The 17,247-nt window shown below is 34.4% G+C and carries 20 protein-coding genes and 2 tRNA genes; 8 read left to right on the plus strand and 14 right to left on the minus strand.

Features of this window, described 5'->3' with window-relative positions; translation table 11 throughout:
- Positions 1-2: 2 nt before the first annotated feature.
- Together Q1W72_RS07225 and Q1W72_RS07230 are read left to right on the plus strand one after the other, a co-directional pair.
- Complete coding sequence (locus tag Q1W72_RS07225) at positions 3-377, plus strand: BlaI/MecI/CopY family transcriptional regulator (RefSeq protein ID WP_302137768.1); 375 nt, start codon at positions 3-5, stop codon at positions 375-377.
- Positions 374-1,834 carry a M56 family metallopeptidase gene (locus Q1W72_RS07230; protein ID WP_302137769.1) on the plus strand — a complete coding sequence of 487 codons (1,461 nt, stop codon included), beginning with the start codon at positions 374-376 and terminating at the stop codon, positions 1,832-1,834. The genes Q1W72_RS07225 and Q1W72_RS07230 overlap by 4 nt, the downstream gene beginning before the upstream one ends.
- A 65-nt stretch (positions 1,835-1,899) precedes the next feature.
- Here Q1W72_RS07230 and Q1W72_RS07235 read toward each other — a convergent pair whose 3' ends face one another.
- A complete protein-coding gene (locus Q1W72_RS07235) occupies positions 1,900-3,270 on the minus strand; it encodes a saccharopine dehydrogenase family protein (RefSeq protein ID WP_302137770.1) in 1,371 nt (456 codons plus the stop codon).
- A 180-nt stretch (positions 3,271-3,450) separates the two neighbouring features.
- Between Q1W72_RS07235 and Q1W72_RS07240 the strand changes: the two genes are divergently transcribed.
- The 3 genes from Q1W72_RS07240 (at position 3,451) to Q1W72_RS07250 (ending at position 6,774) form a co-directional block, all read left to right on the plus strand.
- Positions 3,451-3,843 carry a DUF423 domain-containing protein gene (locus Q1W72_RS07240; protein WP_302137771.1) on the plus strand — a complete coding sequence of 131 codons (393 nt, stop codon included), beginning with the start codon at positions 3,451-3,453 and terminating at the stop codon, positions 3,841-3,843.
- A 75-nt stretch (positions 3,844-3,918) separates the two neighbouring features.
- A complete protein-coding gene (gene pckA / locus Q1W72_RS07245; protein WP_302137772.1) occupies positions 3,919-5,520 on the plus strand; it encodes a phosphoenolpyruvate carboxykinase (ATP) in 1,602 nt (533 codons plus the stop codon).
- Between the two features lie 153 nt (positions 5,521-5,673).
- Positions 5,674-6,774, plus strand: a complete 1,101-nt coding sequence (locus tag Q1W72_RS07250; protein WP_099713704.1) for a DUF4407 domain-containing protein — start codon at positions 5,674-5,676, stop codon at positions 6,772-6,774.
- Positions 6,775-6,845: 71 nt separating this feature from the next.
- Here the strand turns inward: Q1W72_RS07250 and Q1W72_RS07255 are convergent, their stop codons facing one another.
- The 6 genes from Q1W72_RS07255 to ruvC all read right to left on the minus strand — a co-directional run bounded on the left by Q1W72_RS07255 (position 6,846) and on the right by ruvC (position 11,132).
- Positions 6,846-7,556, minus strand: coding sequence for a PH domain-containing protein (locus tag Q1W72_RS07255; protein ID WP_099713705.1), 711 nt, complete (start codon positions 7,554-7,556; stop codon positions 6,846-6,848).
- A 69-nt stretch (positions 7,557-7,625) separates the two neighbouring features.
- On the minus strand, positions 7,626-7,997 hold the full coding sequence (locus Q1W72_RS07260) for an MmcQ/YjbR family DNA-binding protein (RefSeq protein WP_099713706.1): 372 nt from the start codon (positions 7,995-7,997) through the stop codon (positions 7,626-7,628).
- Positions 7,998-8,774, minus strand: coding sequence for a cyclase family protein (locus Q1W72_RS07265; RefSeq protein ID WP_099713707.1), 777 nt, complete (start codon positions 8,772-8,774; stop codon positions 7,998-8,000).
- 171 nt (positions 8,775-8,945) lie between these two features.
- Complete coding sequence (locus tag Q1W72_RS07270; protein WP_099713708.1) at positions 8,946-9,323, minus strand: GxxExxY protein; 378 nt, start codon at positions 9,321-9,323, stop codon at positions 8,946-8,948.
- Between the two features lie 56 nt (positions 9,324-9,379).
- Positions 9,380-10,513 (minus strand): radical SAM family heme chaperone HemW, encoded by a 1,134-nt coding sequence (hemW, locus tag Q1W72_RS07275; protein WP_099713709.1) that lies wholly within the window; start codon positions 10,511-10,513, stop codon positions 9,380-9,382.
- A 64-nt stretch (positions 10,514-10,577) separates the two neighbouring features.
- Positions 10,578-11,132: a crossover junction endodeoxyribonuclease RuvC gene (ruvC, locus tag Q1W72_RS07280; protein ID WP_091172893.1), complete on the minus strand. Its 555-nt coding sequence runs from the start codon at positions 11,130-11,132 to the stop codon at positions 10,578-10,580.
- Positions 11,133-11,155: 23 nt separating this feature from the next.
- On the opposite strand from ruvC, the gene Q1W72_RS07285 reads away from it, so the two are divergent.
- Both Q1W72_RS07285 and Q1W72_RS07290 read left to right on the plus strand, forming a co-directional pair.
- On the plus strand, positions 11,156-12,100 hold the full coding sequence (locus tag Q1W72_RS07285) for a hypothetical protein (protein WP_099713710.1): 945 nt from the start codon (positions 11,156-11,158) through the stop codon (positions 12,098-12,100).
- A complete protein-coding gene (locus Q1W72_RS07290; protein ID WP_099713711.1) occupies positions 12,097-13,194 on the plus strand; it encodes a glycosyltransferase in 1,098 nt (365 codons plus the stop codon). Before Q1W72_RS07285 ends, Q1W72_RS07290 begins: the two co-directional genes overlap by 4 nt.
- Positions 13,195-13,296: 102 nt before the next feature.
- On the opposite strand, the gene Q1W72_RS07295 is transcribed toward Q1W72_RS07290, so the two are convergent.
- Positions 13,297-13,773, minus strand: coding sequence for a hypothetical protein (locus Q1W72_RS07295; RefSeq protein WP_099716206.1), 477 nt, complete (start codon positions 13,771-13,773; stop codon positions 13,297-13,299).
- A gap of 42 nt (positions 13,774-13,815) precedes the next feature.
- A complete protein-coding gene (locus Q1W72_RS07300) occupies positions 13,816-14,205 on the minus strand; it encodes a hypothetical protein (protein ID WP_099713712.1) in 390 nt (129 codons plus the stop codon).
- Between the two features lie 51 nt (positions 14,206-14,256).
- Here Q1W72_RS07300 and Q1W72_RS07305 point away from each other — a divergent pair, with 51 nt between their 5' ends.
- Positions 14,257-14,757 (plus strand): DUF456 domain-containing protein, encoded by a 501-nt coding sequence (locus Q1W72_RS07305; protein WP_099713713.1) that lies wholly within the window; start codon positions 14,257-14,259, stop codon positions 14,755-14,757.
- Between the two features lie 138 nt (positions 14,758-14,895).
- Here Q1W72_RS07305 and Q1W72_RS07310 read toward each other — a convergent pair whose 3' ends face one another.
- The 5 genes from Q1W72_RS07310 to Q1W72_RS07330 form a co-directional block, all read right to left on the minus strand.
- Positions 14,896-15,144 carry a GIY-YIG nuclease family protein gene (locus Q1W72_RS07310; RefSeq protein ID WP_099713714.1) on the minus strand — a complete coding sequence of 83 codons (249 nt, stop codon included), beginning with the start codon at positions 15,142-15,144 and terminating at the stop codon, positions 14,896-14,898.
- A gap of 136 nt (positions 15,145-15,280) precedes the next feature.
- A complete protein-coding gene (locus tag Q1W72_RS07315; protein WP_099713715.1) occupies positions 15,281-15,529 on the minus strand; it encodes a GIY-YIG nuclease family protein in 249 nt (82 codons plus the stop codon).
- A gap of 67 nt (positions 15,530-15,596) precedes the next feature.
- A tRNA-Asp gene (locus Q1W72_RS07320) sits at positions 15,597-15,673 on the minus strand.
- 394 nt (positions 15,674-16,067) lie between these two features.
- A tRNA-Asp gene (locus Q1W72_RS07325) sits at positions 16,068-16,141 on the minus strand.
- Positions 16,142-16,227: 86 nt separating this feature from the next.
- A complete protein-coding gene (locus tag Q1W72_RS07330) occupies positions 16,228-17,154 on the minus strand; it encodes a DUF58 domain-containing protein (RefSeq protein ID WP_099713716.1) in 927 nt (308 codons plus the stop codon).
- Positions 17,155-17,247: the final 93 nt, after the last annotated feature.

The raw sequence follows: 17,247 nt of genomic DNA on the forward strand, positions 1-17,247 counted from the left end.
ACATGCAACAACTAACAAACGCCGAAGAACAAGTAATGGAGCACCTTTGGAAACTCGAGAAAGCCTTCATGAAAGACTTGCTTGAAGCCTATCCAAAACCAAAACCCGCAACCACAACCATTGCTACTTTATTGAAAAGAATGATTGACAAGCAATTTGTATCCTACAATGAATTTGGGAACTCTCGGGAATATTATCCTTTGGTCAAGAAAACCGATTATTTCTCGAAACACGTCAACGGATTGATTAGTAATTTCTTCAACAATTCGGCATCGCAATTTGCTTCTTTCTTTACCACCGAAACGAATTTATCGCAAACGGAACTGGAAGATCTCAAGAAAATAATAGACAGTGAAATTCAAAAAAAGAAAAAATGAGCGACTTTCTAATCAAATCGACAATTACTTTATTCGTGCAACTGGCGGTGTATTATTTGTTTTTGGAAAAAGAAAAAATGCACGTTTTCAATAGGTTTTACTTGTTGTTCAGTCTTGTTTTTTCGATGGTGATTCCATTTATAACTATTGAAGTGATTCAGGAAATAACACAACCAACAGTCAATCCGGGAAATATCCAGATACTGCAAGGAAACGCTGTAATACTGGAGGAAACTAACTATCTGGCAATAGGATTATGGAGTTTGTATGGTTTAGTAACACTTATTTTGGCGATACGTTTTATCAGCAATATCAATAAGATTTCGTCTAAAATGAAGTCGAATACTCCTATTGAGTATAAAAATGCCAAATTGATTTTAGTTCCCGAAAAAACGTTGCCACATACTTTCTTGAATACGATTTTCATCAACGAGACGGAATACAACAACCGTCAAATTGAAGCTGAATTGTACACGCACGAACTCACTCATGTAACCCAAAAACACACTTTGGATATTTTATTCATCGAACTATTGAAAACCGTTTTTTGGTTCAACCCCATTTTTATTTTTTACAAAAAAGCCATACAACTCAATCACGAATTTCTTGCCGATGAGAAAGTCGTGACCTCCTATAACAACGTTCCGTTCTACCAATCTTTATTACTATCGAAAGCAAACGAGAACCAAACTTTTTACTTGGCCAGTAATTTGAATTATTTAATAACAAAAAAACGATTGCTCATGATGACAAAAACCACATCAAAAACAGAAGCTTTATTAAAAAAAGCAATGCTAATTCCTGTAGTAACTGCCTTATTGTTTTTATTGTGTACGAAAGTCGTTGCACAAGAAACCAATGTAAAAAAAGAAACTACTCCTGCGAAACCCGGAAATTTAATTAAAACGTATTACGACAAAACTACTTTTAAAATCAAAGATGAAAAAGGAAAGGTTGCCAGCGAAAAAAAATACAATGAACTAACTCCTGTAGAAAAGAGAGCTATACCTTCTATCCTATCCAAGCAAAAAGAATTGCCTACAAACGAGGAACTTCTGGGGATTTTAAGTAAAGGAGCTCCAGAAGTAATTGAAATTGATGCGTACGATTCTGAAAATCAGTTTGTCCAAAAAGGGGAAAATGAAGTATACAATACTGCTGGAATAACGGAAAAACCAGATTTCCCAGGGGGAATGATGAAATTCTATCAATTTGTCGGCAATAATTTTAAAACTCCAGAACAACCTAATTTAAAAGGAAAAGTATACATCACCTTTATAATAGAAAAAGACGGCAGTTTAAGCGATATAAAAAACATACGAGATATTGGTTTTGGAACCGGTGAAGAAGCCATACGTGTTTTAAAATTATGCCCGAACTGGATTCCCGGAAAAATGAACGGTGTCCCTGTCAGAGTAATGTATAGCTTACCAATAACTTTACAATCAAAAGTATAATAGTAAAAAAACAAATCCGCTTCAAAAGGAGCGGATTTATCAAACTAAAAATCTAAAAAAAACTACTAACTAAACTCTTTATCAGGATTATATCCTAAATACGACATGGATTGTTCTTTGAAAACAACACCATATTCCTCTAATTCTTTCAAAATAGGCACATAGACTTCTTTACGAATAGGCAATTGAACTCCCGGAGTCGTGATTTTACCATTCAATATTAATAAAGTCGCCATGGCAACAGGTAAACCCACTGTTTTTGCCATAGCCGTATACGTTTGATCGTCGCCAATACAAACCATTTTTGAATCTATTTGTTCTTTCTTGCCATGTATTTCGTATCCAAATTTATGATACATGACAATCATATCTTTATCTTTAGGTTGAAGTGTCCAACTATCACTGAGTATTTTCTCTAAAATTTGAGCCGGAGTAGCATTCTTCAATCCTACTTTTTTATCCCGATTGAACAAATCTAATTCTAACAATTTATCCCACATGATGTCATCTTGGTCAATTTTTAGAATCAAACGCGTTTTAATTTCTACAGAATCTGTTGGATGATATGGTAAAAAAGAATTTACAAATTCTCTATAACTCATGTTTTCAGAATCTTCCATGATGTAACTATCATCCGTCATTCCTAACTGAACAAACATATTCCAAGCTTTAGAGAAACCAACTCTGCGAATCGTTCCTCTATATAAAGTAAGCACATTATCTAAACCATACACACTTCGATATTTCAAGGAATCCCGATTCGAATACGCTTCAAACCGACCATAACCTTCAACATCCAGAAACTCAGTTCTACGGAATAAATTACAATACGGAATGTATTTATAAGTACCTTCCTGAATAAATTTGGCAGCGCCACCTTGACCGGCAAGAACTACATTACGTGGTGCCCAGGTAAATTTGTAATTCCAAAGATTCGTATCGGATTCTGGAGCTACAAGACCTCCACAAAAAGATTCAAAAAGAAGCATTTCTCCGCCTTTTTCTTTAATCTCATCAATCACTTTCATTGCACTCATGTGGTCAATTCCAGGATCAAGTCCAATTTCATTCATGAAAATCAGATTATTTTCTTTGGCTGCAGCATCTAATTCCTGCATAGCATCACTTACGTAGGAAGCGGTAACCAAATGCTTTTTGTAAACAATACAATCCTTAGCTACCTCAATATGCAAATGAGCCGGCAACATTGAAATAACAATATTGGCTTTCTGAATCGCTTCTTTTCTTTGATTTTCATCAAAAATATCTAAGGCAATCGCCGTTGCATTGGGATGATTATTTGTCTTTTTTTCAGCTAATGCCAATGACAAATCACCAATTATAAGATGCAAGTTCTCTTTTTCTGATTTACTTAAAAGATAATGTATCAAAGATGAAGCTGATCTTCCTGCCCCGATGATTAAAATTGTTTTCATTTTTTATAATTATAACACAAACATACAAAATTGTTGTATTTATAACAAATAGTGTTGCAAAAAAAATCATGTGAGTTGTAAAACCTGATTTATTATCAATCAACAACTAAAAAAGTATCTTATAAAACGTTTTTAATTTAAAGAGATATGAGATACTTTTGCAATAAAAACAACACTAACATGGACAAAAGGATAATTTCAACAGGAGCTATTTTAGGAATGATTGCTATAATTCTTGGTGCTTTTGGCGCACATGCCCTAAAAAAAGTACTGTCTATTGAACAATTATCTACTTTTGAAACCGGAGTACGCTACCAAATGTACCATGCGCTATTTTTATTGTTTTTTGGACTAATGAAAGGTATCCCTCAAAAAACAAAAAAAGTAATCTATTTTTTAGTTCTTTTTGGTGTAATTTTATTCTCTGGGTCTATTTATCTATTAGCGACAAACCACCTTACTTCTTTTGATTTTAAAATTATAGGATTCGTTACTCCCATTGGCGGACTCCTATTAATACTGGGCTGGGGCGTTTTATTAATGAATATTATGAATAAAAAATCACAAAATTAGAAGAATCAAAGGCTATCTAAAATATAATTTCTACTTTTGCAGTCTATAAAAAAGAAACTACACAACAATAAATTTATGGACAATAACACGCTTTTCTCGCAATCGATTTCGTTAAAAGAATTAGGAATTGAAAATGCAAAAATTCATTACCAGTTATCCCCTGAAGAATTACACGACATAACAATAAAATTAGGTCAAGGAATTGAAAGCTCAACCGGTGCATTAGCAGTAAATACAGGCGAATATACTGGCCGTTCTCCTCAAGACCGATATATAGTAAAAGACAGCATCAGTGAAAATCAAGTTTGGTGGGGAAAAGTAAATATCCCTTTTGAATCAGATGCTTTTGAAGCACTTTATAACAAAGTAACCTCCTATTTGTCCAACAAAGAGGTTTATGTAAGAGATTCATACGTATGTTCTGATCCAAATTACAGATTAAATATTCGCGTAATCACAGAAACTCCTTGGGCAAATTTATTTTGTTACAATATGTTTTTGAGACCAGAAATGGACGAATTATCAAACTTCGACCCAGAATGGACTTTACTTTGCGTGCCTAGCTTTATGGCAGATCCTGCTATAGACGGAACGCGTCAGAGCAATTTTGCAATTCTTGACTTTACTCGAAAAGTAGTTTTGATAGGCGGAACCGGTTACACAGGTGAAATGAAAAAAGGGATTTTCTCTGCATTGAATTTCATTTTACCAGTTTTCAAAAACACATTACCAATGCACTGTAGTGCCAATGTTGGAAAAGACGGAGATACTGCTATTTTCTTTGGATTATCAGGAACTGGAAAAACAACTTTATCTGCGGATCCAAACAGAAAATTAATTGGTGATGATGAGCATGGCTGGACTAATGAAAATACAGTTTTCAACTTTGAAGGTGGTTGTTATGCAAAAGTCATAAACCTTTCTGAAGAAAACGAACCAGATATTTTTAGAGCTATAAAAAAAGGAGCAATCCTAGAAAATGTAGTCCTAAATAAAGACACTAATGAAGTTGATTTTGAAGATATTTCAATCACACAAAACACCAGAGTAAGCTATCCTATTTATCATATTGATAACATTCAGCCAGGTTCTATTGGGAAAAATCCAAAGAATATATTTTTCTTAACTGCCGATTCATTTGGAATATTGCCTCCAATCTCTAAACTTACTCCGGGGCAGGCTGCATACCACTTTATTTCTGGTTACACGGCAAAAGTTGCAGGAACAGAAGCTGGAATTACAGAACCTCAGCCTAATTTTTCGGCTTGTTTTGGCGCACCATTTATGCCTTTGCACCCAACAAAATATGCTGAAATGTTGAGTAAAAAAATGAAAGATGCCAATGTAAAAGTTTGGTTAATCAATACGGGTTGGACAGGCGGTCCTTACGGAATAGGAAGCAGAATGAAATTAAAATACACACGTGCTATGATTACCGCTGCATTAAACGGAGAATTAGACGATGTGGCTTACGAAAATCACAAAGTATTTGGAATTGCAAAACCGCAAACCTGTCCAAATGTTCCTAGTGAAATATTAAATCCAAGAAATACCTGGGAAGACCCTGAACTATATGATAAAAAAGCGGTGGAATTAGCTCAAAAATTCAAAGCTAACTTCGCCAAATTTGAAGAATTTGCCAACGCCGAAATTATGGCAGGAGCACCATTAGCTTAAGTTAATATTAATTCAAAACCAATAGAGCCGTTCGTAAAGAGCGGCTCTATTTATATATATAAAATCGGTAATTAAAAACATATCAACTATTTATACCAATATTCATTTTTTGGCGTTAAATTTGTAATCATCAATCAATCAAAAAAATCAATCATGTTAAAACAATTTTTCATCCTTTGTTCCGGAGCTGACAAAGACCTTCTTGAAGGCTGTTCCGAAGGCGAACAAACCAAATACGTCGGTATTGGCGCCACTGTTTTCTTCACCGCCGTCATGGCTTTTCTTGCCAGTTCTTACGCACTATTTACCGTTTTTGACAGTATATATCCCGCAATCGCTTTTGGTATCGTTTGGAGTTTACTTATTTTCAATCTGGATCGTTTTATTGTTTCCACTATTCGAAAAAGAGACCAGTTTGGAAGTGAATTTCTGCAGGCAACTCCTCGAATTATTTTAGCGATAATCATTGCAATAGTGATTTCAAAACCATTGGAAATTAAAATTTTCGAAAAGGAAATTAATACCGTTTTATTAAAAGAGAAAAATGCCATGGCTTTGAATAACAAAAAGGAAGTGGCGAATTATTTCAAGTCCGATTTAGACAAAAACAAAGCTGAAATAGCAGGTTTGAAATCGGAAATTACCAAGAAAGAAAAAGAAGTCAATACACTTTATGAAACGTATATCACAGAGGCCGAAGGAACTGCAGGAACCAAAAAATTAGGTAAAGGGCCGGTTTTTAAAGAAAAAATTGCCAAACATGATTTGGCCAAAAAAGAATTGGACACCTTACAAAAAACCAACTTGGCTAAAATTGCTGAAATGGAGAAAAACACTAAAACGCTGCAAACCGATTTAGACAAGAAAGTTACCGAAACACAGCCTATTATTGATGGATTTGACGGTTTAATGGCACGAATCAACGCCTTGGATAAATTACCTTGGCTTCCTTCGTTTTTTATTATGCTCTTGTTTTTAGCCATTGAAACTTCTCCAATTATTGCCAAATTACTTTCTCCAAAAGGTGAATACGATTATAAATTAGAAGATTTAGAAACAGCGTTAAAAGCAACAATCGAACAAGACAAATACCAACGCACGTTGTTAGTAAAAACAAGTGCAACGATGCACGATAAAGTCTACGGAGATATTGCTGATGATAAGAAATTATATGATTTGCAACGAAAAAATGCTACTGATTTATTAGAATTACAATCCAATAATTTTGTAGAAAAGCAGAAAAGAACTTTATAATAAAAACAACAAAACCCGACACTTAAGAGTTGTCGGGTTTTTTATTATTCATTCTTTGATTCTTTTCTAAACTACATATAACTTAAAATTTCTTTTTTGAAAGCATCATATTCGCCTTGTAAAATCAATCCGTTATCCAATAATTTTTTATAATTCTGTAGTTTTTCAAAAAGTTCGTCTTGTGATAAATCATTTAAAGATTTGTCTTTTGGACTTGTTGAAACGGCTTCGAATTCCTGATTTTCAGCAGAGAAATTTGGTTGTGAAATCGGCATTATTTCAGCAAAACTAGTCACCTCTTCCGTTTCCATTTCTTCGATAATTTCCACTTCTTCCATTGGAGCAGCCAGAACTTCATCCATCATGGTTGCGTTTAATACAGAACCAACTTTCAGTATATCCAATTGTTCTTTGGCATACGTAAAAATCTTTCTAGCTTGGATTTTAGGAATATAATCAATCGAAACTTCCATATTTGTTCTGGTTGTAAAAGAAAACTCTGAACCCAAGATATTTTCTTTCACAAAAGTGCCTTCAATCTCATCCCATGTGTAATCAATAAAATTCATTGAAAGTCCCAGATTTTTGGGCTGACAAATGATAATTCTTTTATTGGTCATCACAATACTATCCGGCAAAACGGTAATCGCTGGTTTTTTTTGAACAGCAATATATCCGATTTCTTCATTTTTCATCAATAAATCACTCAATTTTGAAGCGATTTTTTCAATAGCTTTTGGGTCTTGTTCTTCGTTTAAAAACTTCTTAAATTGTTCTTTCATATGATATGCTGAATTTATTTCAGTATGTGTTTGTAATTTTTATTCTGAATTCTTTCGCAAAAGTAATGCCTAATTTTCTAATTCTTGAATTTCACTTTGCAATTTCTTTGTTAAACTTTTGAAAACCAATTCATAGGAATGATCAATCAACTCCTTGACAAGCACATCTTGAACTGACGCATTTATCGCAATTGTATTCCAATGGGTTTTACTCATATGAAAACCCGGCTGAATGTCATCGTATTCAGCGCGTAATTCCTGGGCGTGCTCCGGATCACATTTTAAATTGACTGACGGCTGTCCTTTTTCCCATTGACTTAAAGACGATAATGCAAACATTTTACCCCCCACTTTAAATACCAATGTATCTTCATCAAAAGGAAAATGTTCCGTCACTCCTTTTTTAGACAAGCAATATTCGTAATATGTTTCTAAGTTCATTTATGAAATTATTTTTTCATCATTTAAAATAGCATACAAAACCGGTTTACTGGGACTCGCATCATTCTCAAAAGATGCGATTTGTAAATTCAGCAAATAATTGCCGTCTTTCACTTTGTCAGAAACAAAAATCATTTCCGTAATCGTACAATCCAATCGTGCATCAGTATTCAGATTGTTAACATCTTTTACATTCCAAAACGCTTTGTGTGCCAATAATTTTCCATCATCTTTTTCTTTATCGACACTTGGCAAATCAATCAATAAATGTTTAATACCGCTTTCGCGAATGAAACGCGCAGCATCTTCCTCCAGAAAAGGCGGGTTCGTATTGGAATATTTTAAAGATTTTTTTATTTTAAAATTCGGAAGCGTTCTAATAATTATGGCTTCAGGAGTTTTTCCGCTCAAACCGTTTTCAATCTGATTTTTTGTTATTACCAAATCTTCTCCTTGTATTTCCGGCACAACCGAAATCAATTCTGCCAAAAAGAAAAACTGTTTCAACGACTGATTAATGCTGTAAAACTCTCGTGTAATATGCCCCAGACATTCGGTGTGCGTTCCATGTCCGTGTGGATTGAAGAAAATATTATTAAAATTAGTAGAAGATTTTCCCTCAGAAACTTTACCTATCCAATCCCCAAAAACAACGGGTTCAATTACTGGTTTGTCAATATACCAAGCAATTGGATTCTCGTCTGTATTTGTCAACGGAATCGAAATATCAATGGGTTTTGATAGGTTAACTTCGAAATTGTTGATTTTTGCTTTCATAGTTTTTTTACCGCAAAGGTCGCAAAGGTTTACGCAAGGCTCGCAAAGTCAAATTTAAAGATTAATTTCCACGCCTTTTGACAAATAGACGACGAAATTGTTGATTTTTACTTTCATATTTTTTTTACTACAAATGACGCAAAGATTTGCGTAAGGCTCACAAAGTCATGATTAAAGATTATTTACAATTCGTTTTATTCCATCTTTTATCAAAACAACATTAAAATTTATAAGTAAACCTAGCTTACAATCAGTCAATTTCAGATACGTTAATAATTGAGCAAAATGAATATCATTTAAAGCATCCACCGATTTTATTTCTAAAATCAATTTATCCTCAACAATAATGTCAATTCGGTAACCAATCTCTAATTTTACTTCTTCATATACCAAAGGCAAGGATTTTTGTTTTACAACATTCAAACCCAATTTCTTTAGTTCATAATATAGACATTCTTCATAGGCGCTCTCTAATAATCCCGGTCCAAGTCCCTTATGGACTCTCAAAGCACAATCAAATACAATTCTTGATAATTCATTTTCAGTCATACTAATAAATCTTTGTGAACTTTGCGTAAACCTTTGCGAACCTTGCGGTTAAATAATTATTCCAAATTTAAATAAAATAAATCTGATGCAATTCCATCTGTCAAAAACTTTCCTTTCGGTGTTGATTTCAAGATATTGTTTTCGATAAAAACTAAATCATCATTAAGAAACTTCTGTACTTGTTTATTTAGATAGTCCAAATATTCATCCCCAAATTCCGTTTTTATTCTATCCAAAGAAACGCCCCAAATCGTTCGCAAACCCGTCATAACATATTCGTTATATCGGTCAGCTGTCGAAAGAATTTCTATTTCATTGGGCAATTTGTCTTCTTTAATAGATTTTAAATAAAGAGAATTATTCGATACATTCCAACTTCTTGAAACGCCATCATAACTATGTGCCGAAGGACCAATTCCAATGTATTTTTTCCCCAACCAATACGCTGAATTGTTCTTGGAAAAATAATTTTCCTTCCCAAAATTCGACAATTCATAATGGATAAATCCATTTGCTTCAAGCGTTTCTACCAAAATAGCAAAATGCTCTTGGGCAACTTCATCCTTAGGAGCCGCAATTTTTCCGGTTTGTATCAGTTTATTCAAAGCGGTTTTTGGTTCCACAGTTAACGCATAACTCGAAATATGCGGAATCCCAAAGGACAATGCTGTTTCAATGTTTTGTTTCCATTTTTCGTTACTCATTCTCGGAATTCCATAAATCAAATCGAGGGAAATATTGTCAAAATATTTGGTAGCTTCTTCCAAACATTTTTTGGCTTCCGCCGAATTATGAGCGCGGTTCATCAATTGTAAATCTTCTTCAAAGAAAGACTGAATCCCAATGCTTAATCGGTTGATTTTACTTTTAGACAATTCAATTATTCGTTCGCTTGACAAATCATCAGGATTGGCTTCCAGTGTGATTTCGGGATTTTCAATCACAGAATAATTGCTATAAACTGCAGCAATCAAAAAATTAATTTCTTCAGAAGTTAAAACACTTGGCGTACCTCCACCAAAATAAATGGTTTCGACATCTTCATTCTCAAACTCACTTTTACGCATTTGAATTTCTTTGGCAATAGCCAAAACCATTTCTTCTTTCTTCTTCATCGAAGTCGAAAAATGGAAATCGCAGTAATGACACGCCTGCTTGCAAAAAGGGATATGAATATAGATTCCTGACATAATTAGTGGTCAGTAATCAGTGATGAGCGGTCAGTTCTACAAACTGAATACTGATAACCGACTACTATTTTTTAACTCGTTCTTCGTTTTGTTTTACAAAAGCATCCCAACCCGTATAGCTTTTAGCGCCAACCACTTTTCCGGAATTGAAAAAATGACAAACTGCAGCTGCCAATCCATCGGTACTGTCAAGATTTTTAGGCAATTCTTTCAGTCCTAAAAGTTGTTGAAGCATTTTGGCAACTTGCTCTTTACTGGCGTTTCCGTTTCCGGTAATCGCCATTTTTATTTTCTTAGGCTCATATTCAGTTATAGGAATATCTCTTGAAAGTCCCGCTGCCATTGCTACACCTTGCGCACGTCCCAACTTTAGCATCGATTGTACGTTTTTACCAAAGAAAGGCGCTTCAATTGCAATTTCATCTGGATTGTGTGTATCAATCAACTCAATCGTGCGTTCAAAAATGATTTTCAGCTTTTGATAATGATTGTCGTATTTGGACAATTGCAGTTCATTCAATTGCAAAAACTCCATTTTTTTATTGACAATTTTTATCAATCCAAAACCCATAATCGTAGTTCCCGGGTCAATTCCTAATATGATGCGTTCGTTTGCCAATTTTAATTTGTTATTTTGCAGTAATGATTACAATTCCACACAAAACTAAGCAATTCCTCGTACTTCTAATCAAACTTTTGATTGTGGGTGGCGCGTTTTATTTTATTTACAATCAATTGGCCAATAACGACAAACTGGATTGGCAAAAATTCATTGTTTTATTCCAGAAAAACCAATCCATTGGCGGAATCGCGTTTATTTTGTTATTGAGTGTTTTGAATCGGTTTTTTGAAATATTGAAATGGCAAAACTTAGTCGAGTTTATCCATAAAATATCTTTGGGCGAAGCAACAAAACAAGTTCTTGGTGCATTAACCGCGGGACTTTTTACGCCAAATGGCGTGGGCGAATATGCCGGAAAAGCATTGTTTTTTGATAAATCAAACACTAAAAAAGTGATTTTCTTGAATCTGATTTGCAACGGAATCCAAATGATATTGACTGTTATTTTTGGAATTTTCGGGTTGTTGTATTTCAATGCACAATACAATGTAATTACTACGAAAACCGTTATGATTCTGTTTGGCATTTGTTTTTTGGCATTTGGAATCTTGTTTTCTTTGAAAAAAATAAACATTAAGGGCTATTCTATCGAAAAACTGATTCATAAGATTAACGAAATCCCAAAACCTATTCATCAAAAAAATATCTTTTTAGGCATTTGTCGTTTTCTGGTTTTTTCGCACCAATATTACTTTTTGTTCCTGGCTTTTGATGTTGACTTACCTTATTTAATAGCCATTGCCACGATTACAAGCGTTTATTTCCTAGCTTCCTCTTTGCCTACATTTCAGTTTTTGGACTTTGCAGTAAAAGGAAGTGTGGCTGTATATTTCTTCGGAATTCTTGGCGTAAACGAATGGATAGTAATTTTTATAACCACACTTATGTGGTTTCTGAATGTAGTTCTGCCGGTAATAATTGGCAGTTATTATGTTTTGAATTTTAAAACTAAAAATCCAATATGATTTTTGTTTTGTACTTCGTTATAGTCCTCTATTGCGTTGCGATTGCCTTCTTGATTTATGGTTTCACCAAAGTAAATGCTATAGATTATATTGGCTTAACGCCAAAAACAAAATTCTCGATTATTGTTCCTTTCCGGAATGAAGCCGAAAATTTACCCATTCTATTGGAGAGTTTGTCGAAATTGAATTATCCGATGGAATTGTTCGAAGTGATTTTGGTCGATGATTTTTCTGAAGAAGCGTTTAAAATTCCAAGCTTAAAATTTAAAGTTTCGGTTATAAATAACGTCAGAGTTACGAATTCGCCCAAAAAAGATGCGATTGTAACCGCAATGCAAATTGTAAATACAGACTGGATTATCACCACCGATGCCGATTGTGTAGTCAATGAAAACTGGTTATTGACATTGGATAATTACATTCAGCTTCATGATGTTGCTATGATTACCGGAGCGGTAACGTATAATTGTGGTAATTCGTTTTTGCATCATTTCCAGCAATTGGATTTGGCGAGTTTACAAGGCGCAACCATTGGTAGTTTTGGCATTGATAAAGGATTTATGTGCAATGGCGCCAACTTTGCGTATACCAAATCCTTTTTTCAAGAACTGAATGGTTTCAATGGAAACGATGCAATTGCCAGTGGCGATGATGTTTTCCTGCTGCAAAAAGCGATTGCCAAATCCCCTGAAAAAGTGCATTATCTAAAATCTCAAAATACGATTGTCACTACTAAACCTCTGAATGACTTGAAATCGTTGTTTTACCAACGCGTTCGTTGGGCATCCAAAACAAGTTCGTATCAAAGTACTTTCGGAAAAGGATTGGGACTATTAGTATTTGCGGGAAATCTGAGTTGGCTTTTCGTTCTTGGTTTTTGGGTCTTCGGTTTAACTGCTTTTCAGAATGTCTTTTTATTATTTACTTTGAAGTTTTCAGTTGATACCGTTTTGATTTACAAATCCAATGAATTTTTAACCAAAACCAAAATACAGTATTTGATTTTGGGCAGTTTATTCTATCCTTTTTTTAGTGTGAGCGTAGCTTTGTATTCTTTGTTTGGAAAATATGAATGGAAAGGCAGAAAATTTTAACTTACACTAATGCCCTAGCCCAGATGGAAACGGCATCCTTTTTCTTTTTTCCTTTAAAAAAGAAAAAGATACAGTGAACAGCTGGAAGCAGCTCCAGAAAAACTACTCTACTTTTAGAATAACCGGAAGTATAAATTGGGTTTTTACGGGAATTCCGCGTTTTATGGCGGGGTTAATTTTTGGGAAATCAACCAAACGTGCTTTAAGAATACTGTCAATTTTGATTTTGTCGTAGGCAACCGAATCTTTTGGAAATTGAGGCTCGAATTGGATGGTCGCATTTGGAAAAACAGTAACCTTTACTTCAATCGTATCCAGTTCAGGATAGAGAATCGAGAGGGTGTCAACGCTCAATTTCTCTTGAATCAGCAACGTTAAAACTTCAAAAAAACACTGTTGACGCTGTTTTTTATCTTCTATTTTTTCGCAATCCACTACCGATGGGTATTCATCGACTTCTTTCCAGTTGATTGATTTCAGTTCCTTTTGCAACAATTCCTTTTCCGATGGAATTTGCTTGTCAAAGTATTGACAGGAATTAAAAAATATAAATACTAAAAAGAGGTAATACTGCTTCAAGGTTTTGTTTTTGAATTGGACTAATATTCTATAAAAATACAATTATTTTTTTGGAGAGGCTTTCGAAAGCAAATAATCTTCATAGTTTTCAGCAAACCATTTCTTTTTGTTTTCGGCGGCGACTTCTTTTTGATCCGGATACAAAGCTGCCAATCTATCTGAAAAAATAGCAATCTGAATCGTATATTTATAAAATTCCTCTTTTGTCAATACTAAATTTGGATTTGATTTTTTATCGGAAAACTCAAAAAAAAGTCTGTCAAACTCTTTCATCGAAAAATTTAATACTTTTACTCTATTCTCGTTGTAAATAGCCTCCTTTAAAATCATATCGTTGCTTTTTACAATTTTTTCCTGAGCATTTACGGCACAAAAAGAAAAAGTAAAAAAGAAGATAATCGAAAATGAAACTATTAATTTAATATCTTTCATAAGCTGGTTAGGTGTTGCTTTTGTGTTTTCAAAATTACTAAAAATAAATTTATGGATGTACTGCTTTTGGTTCTTGGTTTCATGTGTGTTATTTTGGGCATTTTTGGTAGTTTTTTACCCGTTTTACCCGGACCCAGCATCAGTTGGGTTGGGTTGGCATTACTTTATTTTACGAATGCTGTTCCGGCAAATTATTGGATTTTAGGAATTGCATTGTTAGTCACTGTTATCATATCGGTTTTAGATTACGTGATTCCGGCTAAAGGAACCAAGAGATTTGGCGGAAGCTCTTATGGCGTCTGGGGAACTAACCTCGGTCTGATTATTGGAATCCTTGCTCCTATCCCTTTTGGGTTCATTATCGGTCCTTTTGTTGGCGCGCTAATAGGAGAACTTATTTATGATTTTAAAGACCACAATCGGGCTTTGAAAGCAGCCGCAGGTTCCTTTATAGGTTTTCTGGCTTCCAGCTTTATGAAATTTGTGGTTTGCGTAATGTATTTAGGATTGTTTGTATGGACTGTTTGGCACTATAAATCGGAATTGTTCTAATGTACCATTAGTTTTAAGAATTCTTTTTAAAAGAAAAAGCTTTTCAGTTATGAAAAGCTTCTTATTACTGGTCTCGTTTTTAGAACGAGAGGACTCGAACCCGTCTCGTCCCAAAAGACGAGATGACAGGCATGCGTTCTATTCAACTTGAAAACTCGTTAATAATCTTTCTATCGAAGCAACATTAAGCTTTTTCAATCGTAATTCTTCTTTTAATACTTCTGTTTTAGTTTCAAATTCTTTGAAATACACCAAAACCCATGGACTTTTTCCAGAAGTGTATCGGCTTAAATCATTATTGTGTTCAAAAATACGCTTACCAAGATCTTGTGTAAATCCTTTGTAAAATAATCCTTGATGATTTTTTATGATGTAAACAAAACACATATCGATTGCTATTTGAATTTTACAAAAACAAAAAAAGCTTTTCTATTACGAAAAGCTTTTTGTTACTGGTCTCGTTTTTAGAACGAGAGGACTCGAACCCGTCTCGTCCCAAAAGACGAGATGACAGGCATGCGTTCTATTCAACTTGAAAACTCGTTAATAATCTTTCTATCGAAGCAACATTAAGCTTTTTCAATCGCAATTCTTCTTTTAATGCTTCTGTTTTTGTTTCAAATTCTTTGAAATAAACCAAAACCCACGGACTTTTTCCAGAAGTGTATCGGCTTAAATCATTATTGTGTTCTAAAATACGCTTACCAAGATCTTGTGTAAATCCTTTGTAAAATAATCCTTGATGATTTTTTATGATGTAAACAAAATACATATCGATTGCTATTTGAATTTTACAAAAACAAAAAAAGCTTTTCTATTACGAAAAGCTTTTTTATTACTGGCGGTCTGGACGGGACTCGAACCCGCGACCCCATGCGTGACAGGCATGTATTCTAACCAACTGAACTACCAAACCAGTATTTTAATCTATAACATTCTAATTCTTAAACACAGTTCTTGAATCGAACCCGTCTCGTCCTAAAGACGAGATGACAGGCATGTATTCTAACCAACTGAACTACCAAACCAGTATTTTAATCTATACCATTCTAATTCTTAAACACAGTTCTTGAATCGAACCCGTCTCGTCCCAAAAGACGAGATGACAGGCATGTATTCTAACCAACTGAACTACCAAACCAGCTTCATTTTAAATCAAAAAAGCTATCCACAAAAGTGGAAAGCTTTTCATTGGTCTAACTACTAAACCCGCTACGAGTTACAAATTCGTAGCAAACAACACAACTAACTTTAGATACTTTATAGGGGCAAAAAAGCCTTTCTGTTACGAAAGGCTTTCCCCAATATTGCGGTCTGGACGGGACTCGAACCCGCGACCCCATGCGTGACAGGCATGTATTCTAACCAACTGAACTACCAAACCTCTGCGTTATTGCGGTGGCAAAGATACAATAGATTTCCGTTTACACAAGCGTTTTTTGAAAAAATAATTGATAAATTTTAACCTTATTATCCAAAGTTTTGTTTTTCAACCAAGTATGTCATTAAAATTTTTTCAAAACTTTCTCCAACACTTACCGGAATGTACTTTATTCGGTTTTGTGAGCAGGTCAAAGCGAGTTTCTTAAAGTAACTTTCTGTCTGTTTTTCGTATTCTTCTTTGACATTATCCGCAAAAACTGCTACTTCTTCTCCTGTTTCTACATCAATAAACTTCCTTGGAGCATTATCAAAGTCAAAATTTAACTCTGTTTTGTTATCGACAACGTGAAACAAGACCACTTTATGCTTGTTGTGTTTCAAATGCTGCAAGGCATTAAACAGCGCTTCCTCATTTCCGGACTGAAACATATCCGTAAACAAGACAATCATCGAACGACGGTGAATCTTCTCGGCTATTTGATGTAAAAATGTAATTGTATCAGTACTTTTTTTAGTCGCAGGTTTCTCTAAAAGCCCTTCAAGTGTATTTAAGATCATTCTATGATGGCGATCACTGCCTTTTTCAGGAGCATAGTACTCATATGTATCCGAAAACACACTTAGTCCCACAGCATCGCGTTGCTTCTTTAAAAGATTCATTAAAACCGCCGAGGCCAAAACAGAAAAGCCAATCTTATTCTCAAAAAATTGCTGACCGCCTTTTAGTTTCGGATAATGCATTGAAGAGGAATTATCGATAATAAGATGACACCGCAAATTAGTTTCTTCCTCAAATCGTTTGGTGTATAAACGATCCGTTTTGGCAAACAATTTCCAATCAATGTGCTTAGTACTTTCGCCAACATTATAGACTTTATGCTCAGCAAATTCTGCCGAAAATCCATGAAACGGACTTTTATGCATTCCTGAAATAAAACCTTCCACAACCTGATTGGCCAGCAATTCAAGATGCTGAAAACTGGAAATTTTCTCTATTTGCGATTCGATTTTCATATTCCAAATATATTAAAAGATTGAACGATTTAAAAATTTAAAGATTGAAAAGAAAATAGAACCACCTTTGATTCTCTGATTTTAAAATCATTT

Origin of the sequence: Flavobacterium sp. ZE23DGlu08 (assembly GCF_030505335.1) — a bacterium.
Lineage (GTDB): Bacteria > Bacteroidota > Bacteroidia > Flavobacteriales > Flavobacteriaceae > Flavobacterium > Flavobacterium algoritolerans.